Annotated in this window: 13 protein-coding genes and 1 pseudogene; 11 read left to right on the top strand and 3 right to left on the bottom strand. The window is 73.7% G+C overall.

All coding sequences use genetic code 11. From position 1 onward, the window contains the following. Positions 1–67: 67 nt before the first annotated feature. The 8 genes and pseudogenes from DMB38_RS15635 to DMB38_RS15600 all read left to right on the top strand — a co-directional run. Positions 68–2395 carry a DNA polymerase III subunit gamma and tau gene (locus DMB38_RS15635; RefSeq protein WP_125935715.1) on the top strand — a complete coding sequence of 776 codons (2328 nt, stop codon included), beginning with the start codon at positions 68–70 and terminating at the stop codon, positions 2393–2395. Between the two features lie 240 nt (positions 2396–2635). Further along, positions 2636–2971 carry a YbaB/EbfC family nucleoid-associated protein gene (locus DMB38_RS15630; protein ID WP_125935714.1) on the top strand — a complete coding sequence of 112 codons (336 nt, stop codon included), beginning with the start codon at positions 2636–2638 and terminating at the stop codon, positions 2969–2971. A 147-nt stretch (positions 2972–3118) separates the two neighbouring features. Then, positions 3119–3718, top strand: coding sequence for a recombination mediator RecR (gene recR / locus DMB38_RS15625; protein WP_125935713.1), 600 nt, complete (start codon positions 3119–3121; stop codon positions 3716–3718). A gap of 110 nt (positions 3719–3828) precedes the next feature. Then, on the top strand, positions 3829–4491 hold the full coding sequence (locus DMB38_RS15620) for a DUF5063 domain-containing protein (RefSeq protein WP_047016581.1): 663 nt from the start codon (positions 3829–3831) through the stop codon (positions 4489–4491). 268 nt (positions 4492–4759) lie between these two features. Beyond that, entirely contained in the window at positions 4760–6031 is a 1272-nt protein-coding gene (locus DMB38_RS15615; protein WP_125935712.1) for an aspartate kinase, read from the top strand. Positions 6032–6265: 234 nt separating this feature from the next. Continuing rightward, positions 6266–6913, top strand: coding sequence for a SigE family RNA polymerase sigma factor (locus tag DMB38_RS15610; RefSeq protein ID WP_240662267.1), 648 nt, complete (start codon positions 6266–6268; stop codon positions 6911–6913). Between the two features lie 134 nt (positions 6914–7047). After that, entirely contained in the window at positions 7048–8475 is a 1428-nt protein-coding gene (locus DMB38_RS15605; protein ID WP_240662265.1) for a hypothetical protein, read from the top strand. A 66-nt stretch (positions 8476–8541) separates the two neighbouring features. Next, positions 8542–9333, top strand: a pseudogene (locus DMB38_RS15600) (SURF1 family protein); the annotation flags it as partial. Here DMB38_RS15600 and DMB38_RS15595 read toward each other — a convergent pair. The 3 genes from DMB38_RS15595 to DMB38_RS15585 all read right to left on the bottom strand — a co-directional run bounded on the left by DMB38_RS15595 (position 9332) and on the right by DMB38_RS15585 (position 13654). After that, a complete protein-coding gene (locus DMB38_RS15595; RefSeq protein ID WP_125935710.1) occupies positions 9332–11401 on the bottom strand; it encodes a prolyl oligopeptidase family serine peptidase in 2070 nt (689 codons plus the stop codon). The pseudogene DMB38_RS15600 and the gene DMB38_RS15595 overlap by 2 nt on opposite strands. A 148-nt stretch (positions 11402–11549) precedes the next feature. Beyond that, a complete protein-coding gene (locus DMB38_RS15590) occupies positions 11550–12830 on the bottom strand; it encodes a DNA methyltransferase (protein WP_125935709.1) in 1281 nt (426 codons plus the stop codon). 218 nt (positions 12831–13048) lie between these two features. After that, entirely contained in the window at positions 13049–13654 is a 606-nt protein-coding gene (locus tag DMB38_RS15585) for a superoxide dismutase (protein ID WP_125935708.1), read from the bottom strand. Positions 13655–13961: 307 nt separating this feature from the next. Here DMB38_RS15585 and DMB38_RS15580 point away from each other — a divergent pair, with 307 nt between their 5' ends. The 3 genes from DMB38_RS15580 to DMB38_RS15570 all read left to right on the top strand — a co-directional run bounded on the left by DMB38_RS15580 (position 13962) and on the right by DMB38_RS15570 (position 17743). After that, on the top strand, positions 13962–16526 hold the full coding sequence (locus DMB38_RS15580; protein WP_125935707.1) for a polysaccharide lyase family 8 super-sandwich domain-containing protein: 2565 nt from the start codon (positions 13962–13964) through the stop codon (positions 16524–16526). A gap of 106 nt (positions 16527–16632) precedes the next feature. Next, the gene (locus DMB38_RS15575; protein ID WP_240662262.1) at positions 16633–17178 is read left to right on the top strand and encodes a GNAT family N-acetyltransferase; all 546 of its coding nucleotides are present in this window, start codon (positions 16633–16635) and stop codon (positions 17176–17178) included. A 208-nt stretch (positions 17179–17386) separates the two neighbouring features. Continuing rightward, a complete protein-coding gene (locus tag DMB38_RS15570) occupies positions 17387–17743 on the top strand; it encodes an SAV_915 family protein (protein ID WP_125935706.1) in 357 nt (118 codons plus the stop codon). The last annotated feature ends 10 nt before the right edge of the window (positions 17744–17753 follow it).

Genomic DNA, 17753 nt, shown 5'->3' with positions numbered 1-17753 from the left:
GGGCGGCGGGGGCGGGGGTTTTCGTGGGTGGGCGCCGTTGTCGGCGGGCACCGATATCGTCGTAGTCGTGTCGCAGCTCGCTCTCTACCGCCGCTACCGACCCGAGACCTTCGGCGAGGTCATCGGGCAGGACCACGTGACCGGCCCGCTGCAGCAGGCGCTGCGGAACGGGCGGGTCAACCACGCGTATCTGTTCAGCGGGCCACGCGGCTGCGGGAAGACGACCAGCGCGCGCATCCTCGCCCGGTGTCTCAACTGTGAGCGCGGGCCGACGCCGGAGCCGTGCGGGGAGTGCCGGTCGTGCCGGGACCTCGCGCGGAACGGGCCGGGGTCCATCGACGTCATCGAGATCGACGCCGCGTCGCACGGCGGCGTGGACGACGCGCGTGAGCTGCGCGAGAAGGCGTTCTTCGGGCCCGCCGCCAGCCGGTACAAGATCTACATCGTCGACGAGGCGCACATGGTCACCTCCGCGGGGTTCAACGCCCTGCTGAAGGTGGTCGAGGAGCCGCCCGAGCATCTGAAGTTCATCTTCGCCACGACCGAGCCGGAGAAGGTCATCGGGACTATCCGGTCCCGGACCCACCACTACCCCTTCCGCCTCGTCCCGCCCGGCACCCTGCGCGACTATCTCGCCGACGTCTGCCGCGTCGAGTCGATCCCCGTCGCGGACGCGGTGCTGCCCCTGGTCGTACGGGCCGGGGCCGGCTCCGTGCGGGATTCGATGTCCGTCATGGACCAACTGCTCGCCGGTGCCGGCGAGCAGGGTGTGACGTACGCCATGGCCACTGCTCTTCTGGGGTATACGGACGACGCCCTGCTCGACTCCGTCGTCGACGCCTTCGCGGCGGGGGACGGGGCGGGTGCGTTCTCCGTGGTGGAGCAGGTGATCGAGGGCGGGCACGATCCGCGGCGGTTCGTCACCGACCTGCTGGAGCGGCTGCGGGACCTCCTGATCCTCGCCGCCGTGCCGGACGCCGGGGACAAGGGGCTCATCGACGTTCCGGCCGATGTGCTGGAGAGGATGCGGCGCCAGGCCGACGCCTTCGGCGCGGCCGAGCTGAGCCGCGCGGCCGACCTCGTGAACGAGGGGCTGACCGAGATGCGCGGCGCCACCGCGCCCCGGCTGCAGCTCGAGCTGATCTGCGCGCGCGTGCTGCTCCCCGGGGCGTACGGGGACGAGCGCTCGGTGATGGCCCGGCTGGACCGCCTGGAGCGCAACGCCCCGACCGGTCCGCCGACCGTGGGGTACGTGCCCGGGCCGGATGCCCACCGGCCTCCTGGCGGGAGTGGGAGCGGGGGCGGGGATGTCCCCGGCGGCGGTGGCGGTGCCGGTGGTGCCGGTGCCAGTGGCGGGAGCGGGGGTGCCGGGGCTGCCCGTGCCGCCCTTGCCGAGCGGGGTGGGCCGGCTCCCGATGCCGGTAGTCGTGGTTCTGGGGCCGGGACCGGTGCCGGCTCCGCGCCTGCGCCTGGTTCCGGGGGTCCTGCGGTCGATGCCGGCGGGGGCGCGCCCTCCGGACCGCCCGCCTCCGGCGGCGGTGATCCGCAGGGACGGCGGCCCGGGGCCTGGCCCGGGAGCGGGGCTCCGGCCGCGTCCGGGGGCCCGGCCCCCGCGCCGCCGCCTGCTCCGGCACCGGCACCGGCACCGGCACCCGACGCTGCACCCGCGCCCGCGCCCGTGGCCGCGCAGGCCCCCGCCGCTACGGCCCAGGGCGTGCCCGCGCAGCAGGGGGGCGGGGCCGCCGGGGCCGCTTCCGTGCGGCAGATGTGGCCCGACATCCTGGAGGCCGTCAAGCACCGGCGGCGCTTCACCTGGATCCTGCTGAGCCAGAACGCCCAGGTGAGCGGGTTCGACGGCGGGACCCTCCAGCTCGGCTTCGGCAACGCCGGCGCCCGGGACAGCTTCGTCAACGGCGGCAGCGACGAGGTGCTGCGCGAGGTGCTGGCGGAGCGGTTCGACGTGCAGTGGAAGGTCGAGGCCATCGTGGACCCGACCGGCGGTGCCGGCGGCGGGCCCGCGGCACCGCCCGGTGGCGGCGGGGGGCCGGGGCCGGGCGGCCCGGGTCCCGGAGGCGGCGGCGGGTTCGGCGGCAGTGGCGGCGGGGGCGGGGGCGGCGGCGCCGGGTTGCGGCAGTCCGTACAGACGACCTCGCCCGCGCCCTCCGTACCGGCGCCCGCTCCCCCCCAGCAGCCCCGGCCCGCCTCGGCCGGTCCCGGCGGCCGCCGTCCGCCCGACCCCGGGCCGCCCCCCGATCCGGGCCCCCCTCCGCCGCCGCTGGAGGACGACATCCCCGACGACGACGATCCCGACCTCGTCGACACCGCCCTCTCCGGCCACGACCTCATCGTCCGCGAGCTGGGCGCCACCGTCATAGAGGAGATCCGCCACGACTAGGCGGGACCGCCCGTCCGCGTACTCCGGAAGGATGAGGACGGCGGGAGGAGCGCGACTCCCCGCGGGGCAACCCAAGTGGCGCGCGTCCTCCCTGCGATGGACGGCAGCGCGGCGGCTGAGAACGTAGGCTCGCCTGGACGACCGGCCCCACACCCGGCCGGAGCCCGGACGCGGACGCAGCCGCAGAAGACGTAGACGTAGCCACAGAGAACTGCAGTAGCGCGACAAGGAGCGAGCGACGTGATGCCTGGTGGTGGCCAGCCCGACATGCAGCAGTTGCTGCAGCAGGCCCAGAAGATGCAGCAGGAGCTCGCCTCCGTCCAGCAGGAGCTGGCCGAGACGCCGGTCGAGGGGACCGCGGGCGGCGGGCTGGTGAAGGCCACGGTGACCGGCTCCGGCGAGCTGACCGGGCTGGTGATCGACCCGCGGGCCGTCGACCCCGAGGACACCGAGACGCTGGCCGACCTCGTCGTCGCGGCCGTACGGGACGCGAACAACGCCGCGCAGCAGCTTCAGCAGGAGCGGCTCGGCCCGCTCGCGCAGGGGCTCGGCGGGATGCCGGGGCTGCCCTTCTGACCCCTCCTTCTTCTGTCGTCCCGCGGGGGCCGTTCCCTGCCGTCCGGATCTGCCGGGTTCCGGAACCGGAGGCCACCCCCGAAGCGGGTTGAACCCGGCGGTAGCGGCTAGCTTGGTGCAGGAGAGCGGACACGAGAGAGGCGTTGCGTGTACGAAGGCGTGGTCCAGGATCTGATCGACGAATTGGGCAGGCTGCCCGGCGTCGGTCCCAAGAGCGCGCAGCGCATCGCCTTCCACATCCTGCAGGCCGAGCCGGCCGACGTCCGCCGGCTGGCGCATGCGCTGACCGAGGTGAAGGAGAAGGTCCGGTTCTGCGCGGTCTGCGGGAACGTCGCGCAGGAGGAGCACTGCCGGATCTGCGCCGACCCGCGGCGCGACCCCGCCGTGCTGTGCGTGGTCGAGGAGCCGAAGGACGTCGTGGCCATCGAGCGGACCCGTGAGTTCCGCGGGCGGTACCACGTGCTCGGCGGCGCGATCAGCCCCATCGAGGGCGTCGGCCCGGACGACCTGCGGATACGGGAGCTGCTCGCCCGGCTCGCGGACGGCACCGTCACCGAACTGATCCTCGCCACCGACCCCAACCTCGAAGGCGAGGCCACGGCCACGTATCTGGCCCGCATGGTCAAGGCCATGGGCCTGAAGGTGACCCGGCTGGCCAGCGGCCTGCCCGTCGGCGGCGATCTGGAGTATGCGGACGAGGTCACTCTCGGCCGCGCCTTCGAAGGCAGGCGGTTGCTCGATGTCTGAAACGGAACCACGTGCCCGCCGGCTGGATCCCGGCGCAGCGCCCAGCAGCCCGGCAGGCCGCCGCACGCGGCCTGCCGGTGCGCGGGGCGCCGACAGAGGAGGTCTGCTCGATGTCTGACGCCACCACGCACCAGGCGACGCAGGACCCGGACAGCTTCGCGGTCCAGATCGCCGACTCGATCGAGAGCTTCATCGTCGCCGTCACCGAGGTCGCCAAGGGCGACGAGCCGAACAGCGCCGTGCCCTTCCTGCTGCTGGAGGTCTCGCAGTTGCTGCTGGCCGGCGGCCGGCTGGGGGCGCACGAGGACTTCGTGCCGGACGAGCGGTACGAGCCGGACACCGGCCCCGAGCCGGACGTGGACGAGCTGCGCGAGCGGTTCGCCGAGCTGCTGGACCCGGTGGACGTCTACTCCGAGGTCTTCGACCCGTACGTGCCGCGCAGCACCCCCGTCGCCAGCCGGATCTCCGACGACCTGGCCGACGTGATCACCGACCTGCGGCACGGCCGCGCGCACTACGCGGCGGGGCGGGTCAACGAGGCGCTGTGGTGGTGGCAGTTCTCGTACCTCTCCAACTGGGGGCCGACCGCGAGCGCCTGCCTGCGCGCGCTGCAGTCGCTCGTGGCCCATGTGCGGCTGGACACGCCCCTGGGGGAGCTGGACGGGCTCGACACCGACAGCGACGCCGCGCTGGACGACGGGCGGCTGGAGGAGGAGGCGGGCCGCGTGATGGCGGCGGAGATCGCGGAGCCGCTGGGGCTGCGGCGTAGCTGAGCCAGGGGGCGCGGCGTACGGGCAGGGCGCGCGCGGTGTCGCGTACGCCGTGCGCACGCCGTGCGCACGCGCCGAGTGCCTATCCCCCGCCCCGAGTTCGCCCCGCCGCTCCCGCGCCCCGGATTTTCGGGCTCCGGATGTGACCTGCCTTACGTTTCCGTGTGCTCGCGGTGCTCCCGGGCAGGTACGTCTCCGAGCCGGCCCGCCCTGGGGGTATCCGCCGGCTCGGTAGACTGAGCCGACCGAAACACCATTGCGAGGAGCGCACGTGGGCCTTGTCGTGCAGAAGTACGGCGGCTCTTCCGTCGCCGACGCCGAGGGCATCAAGCGCGTCGCCAAGCGGATCGTCGAGACCAAGAAGGCCGGCCACCAGGTCGTCGTCGTGGTGTCCGCGATGGGCGACACGACGGACGAGCTGATCGATCTCGCCGAGCAGGTCTCGCCGATCCCGACCGGCCGCGAACTCGACATGCTGCTCACCGCGGGCGAGCGGATCTCCATGGCCCTGCTGGCGATGGCGATCAAGAAACTCGGTCACGAGGCGCTGTCGTTCACCGGCAGCCAGGCGGGCGTGATCACCGACGCCGTGCACAACAAGGCGCGGATCATCGACGTGACGCCCGGCCGCATCCAGGAGGCGGTGGACAAGGGCGCCATCGCGATCGTGGCCGGATTCCAGGGTGTTTCGCAGGACAGCAAGGACATCACGACGCTCGGCCGCGGCGGCTCGGACACCACGGCGGTGGCGCTCGCGGTGGCGCTCGAGGCGGAGGTCTGCGAGATCTACACCGACGTGGACGGCGTGTTCACCGCCGATCCGCGGGTGGTGAAGAAGGCCCGTAAGATCGACCGGATCCCGTACGAGGACATGCTCGAACTGGCCACCAGCGGATCGAAGGTCCTGCTGCACCGCTGCGTCGAGTACGCCCGCCGGTACAACATGCCCATTCATGTCCGCTCCTCGTTCTCGGGGCAGCCGGGCACCTGGGTAGGCAATATCTCCGAGGGAGCAGAAGGCATGGAGCACGCGATCATCTCCGGAGTCGCGCACGACGTCTCCGAGGCGAAGATCACGGTGGTCGGGGTCCCGGACAAGCCGGGCGAGGCCGCCGCCATCTTCCGGGCGATTGCGGACGCCGAGATCAACATCGACATGGTGGTGCAGAACGTCTCGGCCGCCGCCACCGGCCTGACCGACATCTCCTTCACCCTGCCCAAGACCGACGGCCACCGCGCGATGGAGCTGCTCACCAAGGCGCAGCCGGCCATCGGCTTCGAGTCGCTGCGCTACGACGACCAGGTCGGCAAGATCTCCCTCGTCGGCGCCGGCATGCGCTCGCACCCCGGTGTCACGGCCACCTTCTTCGAGGCGCTGTCCAACGCGGGCGTCAACATCGAGCTGATCTCCACCTCGGAGATCCGGATCTCGGTGGTGACCCGCGAGGACGTGGTCAAGGACGCCGTACGGGCCGTGCACACGGCGTTCGGTCTCGACAGCGAGAGCGACGAGGCGGTCGTCTACGGCGGCACGGGCCGTTGAGCCAGTCGTAACCGATCCGTTGGTCCATACCGCTTGCGCCGAACACCCTTGCCATCCGACGATTTCGGTTCGCGCCGTCTGCAACCGCGGCGGCGCCGCGAAGCGTCTCTGTCCCCGCCCGCATTGGCCGGCCGCACGGAGCAAGGGAGTGGGCATGGCAGTACGCGCGGTAACACCACCGGCGTCGGCGCCGTGCGCGTACAACCTTGACGGGGGTCGGTGTGTCAAACAGGCGTGGCAGAGGCACTCAGCATTGCGACCCTCCCGGCCGGCCCCGCGCTGCGCCCCGGTTCCTCCGCGGCGCCCCGGGGACTGCCGGTGATCGCGCCGTGGTCGGCGCGGCCTGCCGAGAAGAAGTCCGCGGCGGACGCTGACGACGCCATGGCGGAGGGCACCAGCGTCGACCACCTCACCGAGACGTACCAGACCCACTACCGGTCGCTGCTCGGTCTCGCCGCGCTGCTGCTCGACGACCTCGCCTCGTGCGAGGACGTGGTGCAGGAGGCTTTCATCCGCGTGCACTCGGCGCGCAAGCGGGTCAAGGACCCGGACAAGACCCTCGCCTATCTGCGGCAGACGGTCGTCAACCTGTCACGTTCCGCGCTCCGTCGGCGCATCACCGGGCTGAAGCTGCTCTCCAAGCCCATGCCCGACATGGCCAGCGCGGAAGAGGGTGCGTACGAACAGTTGGAGCGCGACCAATTGATCCAGGCGATGCGCGGGCTGCAGCGCCGGCAGCGCGAGGTGCTCGTGCTGCGCTACTTCGCGGACATGACCGAGGCTCAGGTGGCCGAGTCGCTGGGCATCTCGCTCGGCTCCGTCAAGGCGTACGGCTCCCGGGGCATCGCCGCACTGCGAACAGCCATGGGAGCGCGGGCATGAGCGAGCGTTTCTACGGATCCGGGCCGCCGTGGGACCGGGGATCCGAGGGATCCGGTGGGTCGGGGTCCGGCGGTTCTTCCGGGCCCGGGGCCGGGTCCGGGACCCGGTACGGGCGTGGACGTGGGGCAGTGGACGTGGCGGAGACGGCGGAGCTGCCGGAGGTGCCGGCGGGTTCGGACGAGGCGACGGCGGCGGTGCCGGAGATTCCGGGGCCTGAGGCTTCGGGGCCCGGGACCGGGGAGCCCGGGGCCGCCGCGGGGCCGGATGACGGGGCGAAGGTGCAGGGCGCGGCGGGTACGTCGAAGGGAGCCGGCGCGGGCCCGGACGAGCCGGGCGGTGCCGCCGGCTCCGGTGGTGCCGCCGCGTCCGGTGGTACGGCCCCGTCCGGTCGTACGGAAGGGGCGGACGGCCCCGGTGGTCCCGACGGCCGCCCCGAGCCGGGCGGTCCGGACGGCTCGGACGGTGCCGGTAGCGCGGCCGCCCCGGGGGGTGCGGGCGGCTCCGGCGGGGCCGGGATCCCGCGGTGGCCCGGTGGCTACGGCGACGGGGACGGCGCCGACGACGCGGGCGGCGAGGACGAGCTGCGGCTGCTGCTGCACTCCGCCGTCGACGGCCTGGAGCCGGCGCCCGGCACGCTCCAGTACCTCCAGCGGGCGGTGCCCGCGCGGCGCACGCGCCGTCGCCAGTTGGTCGCCGTCGCCGCGGTCGCGGTGGTCGCGCTGGCGGTCTCGGTGCCGGCGCTGATGAACGTCGCCGGCTCGACCAGCGAGGAGAACCCGCGCCAGGACATCGCCAACAGCCAGTTGCCCGGCGCCGGGCAGCAGGGCGGGGGCGGCGCCGTCGAGGGCAACGACTCGGATGCCACCGCCGGCAGCGAGGAGCCGAGGGACAAGGAAGAGAAGACCGAGAGCCCCGGGCACGAGGAGAACACCGCCGCCCCGACCGGCGGCTCCGAGGGCACGGCCGCCGCGGAGCCGTGCGCGCCGGCGCAGATCAGCGAGCCGGTCGCGGCGAGCGGCATGCCGGACGAGGCGGGCCGGGTCACCGGCTCGTTCACCGTCACCAACGTCTCCACCACCGCCTGCGTGGTCGAGTCGTCGGAGGGCGTCCGGGTGGGCGGCACGTTCGGCGCGGCGAGCGCCAGCGCGGTCGACACCCGTACGCACACCGTCGGCGACGCCGCCACGGACCTGCTGCCGCCGCCGGAGGCGGCCGGCGCGCTGGTGCTCGCGCCCAACGAGTCGTACGTGGTCGAGTTCGCCTGGGTGCCCGAGACCAGCACCGACGGCGGCTGCACCACCACGGCCACCACGCCGACGCCGGACCCCACCGACGACACGCAGTCGTCGCCGGACGAGACGCAGTCCGAGACCGACCAGGGGACCGAGACCGGCGGCGACACCGGCGGCACGGGCGAGCCGGGCGAAGGCGACGGCACGACTGACGGCTCCGTCACCCTGACCCACGCGCCGGAGGCCGACTCCTCCGCCGTGGCCAGCGTCACGGTCCAGAACGCCTGCGCCGGCACCGTCTACTACACCGAACCGCTCCCGAGCGCCTGACCCGGACCCCGCCCCGATCCCGCCCCCTGGGCGGGATCGCCGCGGGGGAGGCCGTACCGTGGAGGCGTGTACCGGTTCCTGCTGACGCCCCGGTGGTGGGTCGTCAACGTCCTCGCCGCACTCGCCATCCCGGTCTGCCTGGTCATGGGCAGCTGGCAGATGAGCCGCTTCGAGACGCGCGTGGACACCCACCAGGAACAGCAGGATCAGCAGGACCGCGCCGCCGACGGCATCGACGGCCGGCCCATGGCCGAGCTGCTGCCCGTGACCCAGGAGACCACCGGCGACGCGGCCACCGTCACCGGGCGCTACGGCCCCCAACTCCTCGTCCCCGACCGCACCCTCGACGGCGAGACCGGCTTCTACGTCCTCACCCTCCTGCGCACCGACGCCCCCGTGGGGGACGGCGACGGCGGCGACGCCGGGGGCCGTACCACCTCCGTTCCCGTCCTGCGCGGCTGGCTGCCCGGCGAGGCCGACCCGGCGAAGGCTCCCGAGCCGCCCGCCGGCGAGGTCACCGTCACCGGCGCCCTCCAGGCGTCCGAGCACCAGGGCTCCCCCGGCGTGCACACCGAGGGCGGGCTGCCCCGCGGCCAGGTCGGCATGATCAGCGCCGCGGCGCTGGTCAATGTCGTGGACGAGCAGGTCTCCACGGCCTGGATCACCCTCTTCGAGGCGGACGGCGGGATGCGGCCCGTCCCCGCCGAGGTCCCGCAGGGCAGCGGGCTCGACCTGAAGGCGTTCCAGAACCTCGGCTACACGGCCCAGTGGTTCGTCTTCGCCGGCTTCGTGATCTTCATGTGGTACCGGCTCTTCCGCCGCGAGGCGGAGGTAGCGCGCGACACGGCCCTCGGCCTCACCTCCCCCGATCCTGACGAGGACGGTCCCGGGGCTCCGGATCCGGCTGCTGCGGCCGCGGAGCCAGGTCCGGAAGCAGATGACGGCGAACGAAGTCGAGCTCCAGCCCCAACTGCTTGATCCGCTCGTCCACGACCAGCGAGCCGTGCCCCGCGTCGTAGCGGTACACCTCGTGCGGATGCCCGCGCTCCGCCAGCCGCCCGACGTAGTTCTCCACCTGCCGGATCGGGCACCGCGGATCGTTGACCCCCGCGGAGACGAAGACCGGCGCCCGCACCTTGTCCACGTACGTCAGGGGTGACGACGCGGCGTAGCGCTCGGGGACCTCCTCCGGCGAGCCGCCCATCAGCGTGCGGTCCATCGCCTTGAGGGCCTCCATCTCGTCCTCGTACGCCGCGACGTAGTCCGCGACGGGCACCGCCGCCAGGCCCAGCGCCCAGACGTCCGGCTGCGTGCCCAGCGCGAGCAGCGCCAGGTAACCGCCCCACGAGCCGCCGCCGACGACCAGCCGCTCCGGGTCCGCGAGGCCGGAGGCGACGGCCCACTCCCGCACCGCGGCGATGTCCTCCAGCTCGATGAGGCCCACCCGGTGCTTCAGCGCGTCGGTCCACTCCCGGCCGTAGCCGGTGGAGCCGCGGTAGTTGACGCGGACGACGGCGAAGCCGTGATCGACCCAGGCCGCCGGGCCGGCCGCGAAGGCGTCGCTGTCCTGCCACGTGGGGCCGCCGTGCACGTCGAAGAGGCAGGGGAACGGGCCCTCGCCCGGCGGCCGCTGCACCAGCGCGTGGATCCGGCCGCCCGGCCCGTCGACCCAGGCGTCCTCCACCGGCACCGAGCGCGGCGCCGCCCGCCCCGGCGGCTGCAGCACCACGGCGCCCTGGGCGGACCGCACCTGCGGCGGCTCCGCGCCCGACGACCAGTGGAACTCCACCGCGCCGTCCGGCCGCGCCGTCGCCCCCGAGATCGTCCCCGGCGGGGTCTCGATCCGGGTCATGGCGCCGGAGCCGGGGCCCTCCAGGCCGTACCGCCACAGCTCGCTGCGGGCCTGGTACGTGTGGAGGACGAGCAGCGCGCTGCCGTCCGGATACCACTCCGCCGACACGTCCCCCGGCAGGTCGAGCTCCAGCTCCCGGGACCGGCTCGTGACCGGGTCCCAGATCATGGGCTCCCAGCGGCCGCGCCGCTGGTGTCCGACGAGCAGCCGCGCGTCGCCCGCCACCGGGGCGAAGCCCAGCACCTCCAGGCCCAGCTCCTCCCGGCCGCCCTTGGTGTCGTCCAGCTCGGCGACCGTCGGGTCGCCGCCGGGGTTGCCGCCGAGCCGCAGCACCCGCAGGGCGGCGTGCATCGCGTCGCCGTGCTCGGTGTGCTCGATGGCGAGCAGCCTGCCGTCGTGCGAGAGGCCGCCGACGCCGGCGGACTCCCGGTGCCGGTAGATCTCGCTGGTCTCGCCGCCGGGCCGGACGAGGTGGATCGTCGTCCCCGTCTCCTCCGTGGACCGGCCGACCACCGCCGTGCCGTCCCGCCCGAGCGCGAGTCCCGCCGAGTACGCCGCCGGCAGCCCCGGCGCCGCCGCCCGGTCCTGCCCCGGGGCGGCGCCCGCGAAGGGCTGCCGCCGCCACACGCCGAACTCGTCTCCGTCGGTGTCGCAGAACCACCACACCCACTCGCCGTCCGGCGTCAGCGCGCCGTCCGTCGTGCCGTTCGGCCGGTCGGTGACCTGGCGGACGCCGCCCGTGCGGCGGTCCCAGGCGTACAGCTCGAACGTGCCCGTCACGTTCGACACGTACAGCGCGCGATGCGGTGCGTCCTCCGCCCAGCCCGGCAGGCTGATCCGCGGCGCCCGGAACCGCCGCTCCCATGCCGGGGCCGCGTCCGCGGCACCGCCGGAGCCGGCGCCTGCCCCGCCGCCGCCTGCCCGGGCGCCCATGCCGTCCCCGCCGCTTTCCCTGGCCTCGTCGCTTTCCCGGGCCGCGCCGATTCCGCCGGCCCCGCCGTCTCCGTAGCCCTCGCCGCCGACGCTCGCGTCGTCACCGGCACGTCCCGCCTTGCCCCCGTCGATCTCGCTCATGCCGACATTCTGCGTCCTCGGCCCGGCCCGTCGGCGCCCGCAGCGCCAATCTGTGGATTACTCCCCAGTTGTGGATAAACCACCGCCGCCGCGGACCGCCCCGCGGCCCCCGGCGGGCCGGCCCCGCCGCCCCCGCAGTCCGCGAGACCTACGCCCGCCCGCCCGACACCGCGTACTCGAACAGCGCCTTGTTGCTGTTCCGTTTGCGGATCACCTCCACCTCGACCCCCGCGAAGCCCACTTCGCGCAGCAGCGCCGCGTACCACTCCTGCGCGGGCACCTGGTTCCCGTAGAAGGTCGAGTTGCCGATCACGTAGACCACCCGCCCGCCGCCGCGCACGTTCTTGTACGCCGCCCGGAAGTGCCCCCACATGTCATGCATGTACTTGCCGACGTAGTTCGCCAGCAGCGGCCCGTTCCGCCCGCCGTCCCGGCGGATCGCCGCCTGCGTCCTGGCCAGCTCGCCCGCGACCGGCTCCGGCACCCCCTCGGCGTCGGGGCCCGGCGGCCGCCAGGCCCGTACGCGCGAGGTGGCCGCGCCCCAGGTGCCGCCGATCGCCTGCCAGTCCAGCCGGCCCGCGTCCTCCGCCCGCCGCAGGTGCCGCATCCAGTACATGTACGGGCGCAGCTCGCGGATGTACGACATGCGGTTCACGTACGGCGGCGAGGTCAGCAGCAGGTCGCAGGGCGTGAGCCGGCCGGCGGCGGGCTGCATGTCGCGGGAGTCGCCGTACAGGACGCGCGCCGTGCCGGGCAGCGGGGTCGCGGCGTTCGCGAGCGTGGTGCCGGCCTCGCGGCGGAACGTCTCCAGCACCGCCCGCGCGGCGTCGGGGTCGAGTAGCTGGAGGGCGCCGTCGCCGCCCGTCCGGTCTTCCTTGAAGGACATGCTCTGGTGGTTGAACGCCGCGTTGCTCGACGCGATCAGCGTCCGGCAGAAGGCCACGTCCAGCAGATCCCGCCCGCCCGGCGGCAGTGCGCCCGCCGCGACGTCCAGTGCCCGGCGTATCGCTTTCAGCGCGTCCAGCGCGCTCCGCGCCCACCAGCGCCCGATGTTGTGCAGCTCCGGCTGCCACAGCTCGCCGGCCGCCGGCAATAACTCCTCGGCGCGGTGCACCAGCGGGGCGAGCGCCCGCCGGGTCGCGCGCAGGTGATCCGGCTCGTACGCCGCCGTCTTCATCTTCCCCAGCCAGATGAGGAAGGGGTTCACGTCCAGGGACTGCCCCGTCAGCCCGTGCTCGGCGGCGGCGAGCGGGGTGGTGCCGGTGCCGGAGAAGGGGTCGGTGACGACGGAGCCGGGCGGCATCTCGGCGGCGTAGCGGCGCACGAGGCTCACGGAGTAGGCGGGGGTCAGCCGGAGCCAGCCGTGGCGGCCGGCGCCCGCGTTGGCGCGGTAGGTGAGGTGTGCGTTCTGACGCGTCTCCGACCGCATGCTCTCGCTCTCGCCGAGGGGGTGGGGGGTAGCGTGGATCGTAGTGGGCCGCGGCCCGTCACCCGGCTGGAACCGGCAAGTCTGGTCGTACGGAACGAAAACGCACTGCCGTACGACACGCCCCCTGTGCGGCGGCCGCCCCCTCGCGTACACGGGGGAGCGGCCGGTCGTCTTCTGGCGGTGTTTCCCGTGAAACCTCCGCCGAGAATGTCTGATTGTCAGCCCCGCGCGGTCGCCTCCGCGAACCGCGCCGAGACGTCCTCCCAGTTCACGAGGGACCACAGCTTCTGGACGTAGTCGGGGCGGACGTTCTTGTACTGCAGGTAGTAGGCGTGCTCCCAGGCGTCGAAGACCAGCAGCGGGGTGCTGCCCTGGCCGACGTTGCCGTGGTGGTCGTAGACCTGTTCGACGATCAGGCGCTTGCCCAGCGGCTCCCACGCCAGCACGCCCCAGCCCGAGCCCTGCACCGAGGCGGTGGCCGCGCTCAGTTGCTTCCGGAACGCCTCGAAGCCGCCCAGGTGCTCGTCGATGGCGTCGCCGAGGGCGCCGTCGGGGCGGTCGCCGCCGTCCGGGGAGAGGTTCTCCCAGAAGATCGTGTGCAGTACGTGCCCGGAGAGGTGGAAGGCGTAGGTCTTCTCCAGCCCGACCAGGTTGCCGAACTGCTCCTTGTCGCGCGCCTCGGCGAGCTGCTCCAGCGTGTCGTTGGCGCCCTTGACGTAGGCCGCGTGGTGCTTGGCGTGGTGCAGTTCGAGGATCTGCCCGGTGATCGCGGGCTCCAGTGCGGCGTAGTCGTAGGGCAGATCCGGTAGCGCGTACGTGCTCATCAGGCGCTGCTCCTTTCGTGGGACATCCGTCCTCGATCACCCTATGCGCTTATTGCACAGCACTTGCAACAACTTCTTGCGTGCATCAAGCTGGGTTCCACCGGGCGGGGCCCGGCGGTAGGCGATCGTCTTCCCGCCGGTGCGCTCCGGCTACCTGTGCGCCGGGCCCCGCCCGTCACGTGCCCGTTCCCCTCCGGCGTGCTCTCGGGGCGCGATCTTCCGGTACGGGCACGCAAGCGCTTGTCGCCACCTCCCCCATCTGCTTGACTCCGGCTGCCAGTGCCCCAACGCACCGGGGGAGGACCCCATGGAGTTCACCCGCAGACGCCTGCTGTCCACCCTGCCCGCCGCCGGCCTGCTGGCGGTCCTCCCGGCCCGTACGGGCTTCGCCGCCGGGAGCGCCGCGGCCGCGGACCCCGCCCTCCTCCTCGCGAACACCCGCGCCGTCTTCGCCGGTACCGCCGAGACCAACGCCCGCCCCGAGGCCGCCGCCAAGGTCGCCGCCCTCCACGCCACCGCCCGCGCCAACCTCGCCGCGATGGCCGACACCGGCACCGCCACCACCGAGCTGTTCACCGGCGTCCCCCTCGGCACCAGCGACGTCAACCTCGCCACCTCGTACCGCATGCTCTACGAGATCGCCCTCGCCACCCGCGCCCCCGGCGGCGGCCTCCACGGCGACACCGCCGCCCAGCGCCGTGCCGTCGACGGCCTGGTGTGGCTGCACGAGCGCTACTACGGCGACCAGGCCCGGGGTTACTACGGCAACTGGCACAACTGGGAGATCGCGATCTCCACCCACGTCGGCAAGACCTTCGCGCTCCTCGCCGACGTCCCCGGCGCCGTCCCCGCCGGGCTGCTCACGACGTACGTCGCCTCCATGGACGCGTACCTCCGCAACGGCAAGGAAGGGGACGTCGATCTCGACTCCCGTTTCCACACAGGCGCCAACCTCGCCGACATCACCACCAACCGCATCCTCCAGGGCGCCCTGCTCTCCGCCGCCCAGGAGCCGGGCGGCGAGGCGCGCATCGCCAAGGCGCTCGAAGACCAGCTCACCGTCTTCGCCACCATCGACCCGTACGACATCCGCCACGGCAACACCGACGGCTACTACGCCGACGGCTCTTTCATCCAGCACCACTCCGTCGCGTACACCGGCTCGTACGGGAAGGGGCTGCTCACGCGCGTCGTCCAGACGCTCAAGATCCTCGACGGCACGGGCTTCGCGAACACCGGCGCGCTCGTGCCCGTCGTGCAGCGCTGGGTGCGCGACGGCTTCGCGCCGCTGATCTTCGAGGGCTGGATGATGGAGATAGTCAAGGGCCGCGCCGTGGTCCGCACGACCTCCGGCTACACCGACGTCGCCGCCGTCGTCGAGGCCGTCGTCGACCTCGCCGACTACGCGACCGGAGCCGAGGCCGCCGCGCTCAAGAGCTACGTCAAGCACATCCGCGCCACCTCGCGCGCCGCCCTCGACCCCGCGGGTTTCGTCTCCCCCGTCAGCGTCGTGCGCTACGCCGACATCGTCGGCGACGACGCCGTCCCGCCCGCCGACCTCAACCCGGCAGCGCGCAGCGTCGCGTACAACGCCATGGACAAGCACGTCCACCGCCGTCCCGGCTTCGCGTTCGCGCTGGCGCGCAGCTCGGACCGCATCAGCAAGTACGAGTACATGAGCGGCGAGAACCTGATGCCCTGGTTCCAGGGCGACGGCGCGTACTACCTGTACCTCTCCGGGCAGGACCAGACGCGCGCGTACGGCGTCGACTACTACACCGTCGTCTCGCCCTACGGCCTCGCCGGCGCCACCGCGCCCGTCGAGCGGCGCGGCACCGTACCGGAGCTGTACGACGGCAAGCTCTGGTACGACAACCCCGGCCACCCGCTGAACTTCACCTCGTCCTCCGAGTCGCAGAACACGTACGTCTACTTCCCGCGCGGCACCAACCGCCACTCCGGCGGCGCCGTCCTCGGGGCGTACGGCACGTCCGCGATGGTGCAGTCCGACGACGTCGCGTACGCCGAACGCGAACGCCTCCCCGACGACTTCGTCGTCTACCGCAACGCGACCGCCACCAAGTCGTGGTTCATGCTCGACGACGAGATCGTCGTCCTCGCCGCCGGCGTCGGCGACCCGGCCGGGCGCACGGTGACCACGACCGTCGACGCCCGCACCGCGGACCCCTCCGCCGACGTCGCCGTCACCGGCGCGCGCGGCGACGGCCGCGCCTGGGAGGGGCCCGGCACGGCGCAACTGAGCTGGCTGCGCTACGCGGACGCCGCGGAAGGCACGGCCGTCGGGTACGTCTTCCTGGACGCACCCCGGGTACGGGTCGGGCTGGAGGACGTCACGCGCAGCCGCCGCGTCGTACGCACCGGCAACCCGGACACGGCGGTGACCCGCACCGTGTTCAGCGCCACCGTCGACCACGAGCCGCGGCACGGGCTCGCGCGCCTGGCGTACGCGCTGGTGCCGCACGCCTCCGCCGCGCAGTTGGACGCGTACCGCCGCGGCGGCCCGCTCACCGTGACCGCCAACTCCCCGCGCCTCCAGGCGGTCCGCCACTCCGGCCTCCGCCTGACCGCCGCCAACGCCTTCACCCCCGGCCGCCACGACACCGAGGAGCTGAGCATCGACGGGCCGGCCTCGGTGCTCGTGAGGACCGGGGACGACGGGCGGGTGGAGATGGCCGTGGCGGATCCGACGATGGACCGCGACACGGTCACCGTGGTGCTGCGCGGGCGCCCGCTGCGGAAGGCCGCGGGGGACGACGGGGTCCGGGTCAGCCGGGTGGCCGGCGGGACGAAGCTGGTGGTGGACACGCATCACGCATACGGCAGAAGCCTGACGGTGAGCCTGGAGAAGTAGGCGGCAGGTCGTCCGGTTCGGGGGCATGTGCACGGCGGTCGGCGGGTCTACTCTGTGGTCACAGGGGCTCGGGCCGGTCGCGGCCGGCCGGACCGGGGGAGGACGAGTGTCCGAGTTGTTCTTACGTGGTCTGAGCCGGTGGCAGGCGGACACGCAGCGCGAGGCCGTGGCGGACGTCTACGTCGCGGCGTACAACGGCGCGGTCGGCGGGGCGGCGCCGGAGCGCGAGGGCTTCCTGCGCCGGCTCGAAGACCACGTGCAGCGGCCGGGGTTCGAGATGGTGCTGGCCGGGGGCGACCGCCCGGTGGGCTGCGCGTACGGGTTCCGGGCGGACCGCTCGGGCGTGTGGTGGCCGGACTTCCCGGAGGGACCGCCGCCGGCGCTGGCGGAAGTCACCTCGTCCCCGCGGGCGTTCGTGGTCGCGGAGCTGATGGTGGTGCCCGACCAGCGCCGCCGGCACATCGCCACCCGGCTGCAGCAGCACCTGCTGGCCCGCTGGGCGCCGTCCCCCGCGGTGGCGCTGCTGCCGCAGGACAACGCGGCGGCGGGCGCGGCGTACGAGACCTGGGGCTGGACGAGAACGGGCAGCCTCCACCCGGTACCGCCGACCCCACCGCTGGACCTCTGGACGCACCGCCGCCCGTTGGCCTGAGTCGGGGCGGGGCACGCGGAGGCGGCCGGTGGGTGCGGTCGTCAAGGGCGCATCAGGCTTGTGGGCGGGGCGCGTCAAGCGCGTGTCAGGGCGCGGATCGGGGTGCGCGCCGCGGGCATAGCGTTCACGACGTGGACGGCCCTCATGGCGTCGATCGGCGTCCATGACGTCCACGACCTGGAACGACGTGCCCGCGAGGAGGGCCACCATGAGCGAACCCCGTGCCGACGAGGACCCCGACCCCGCCGAACCCGCCCCCGGCGTCGGGGCCGTGCTCTACGTGCCCGTACGGCCGGTGCCGTACGGCTGCACGACCCGTTTCTTCCGCACCCCGCTCGGCGAACGCACCGCGGTCGGCTTCACCAGCCGCGCGAAGCTCGCCGCGGCGCTGGGCGCCGGGCAGCCCGGGATCCGGCTGTCCGCGGGCGCGCTGCGGGCCCTGGCGGCGCCGGTGGGCGTGACGCGGCTGACGGTGGACCCCCGACTGGTCGCCCCGGCCCCCTCGCGGACTCCGGCGCCTTCGCCCGCTTCCGCGCTCCTTCCGGCCGGCGCCCTGGCCGGCTGAGGGATACGCG

The sequence above is a fragment of the Streptomyces sp. WAC 06738 genome (assembly GCF_003945505.1).
GTDB lineage: Bacteria > Actinomycetota > Actinomycetes > Streptomycetales > Streptomycetaceae > Streptomyces.
The sequence above is the reverse complement of the archived record's forward strand: the minus strand, read 5'-3'. Positions and strand labels throughout refer to the sequence as shown.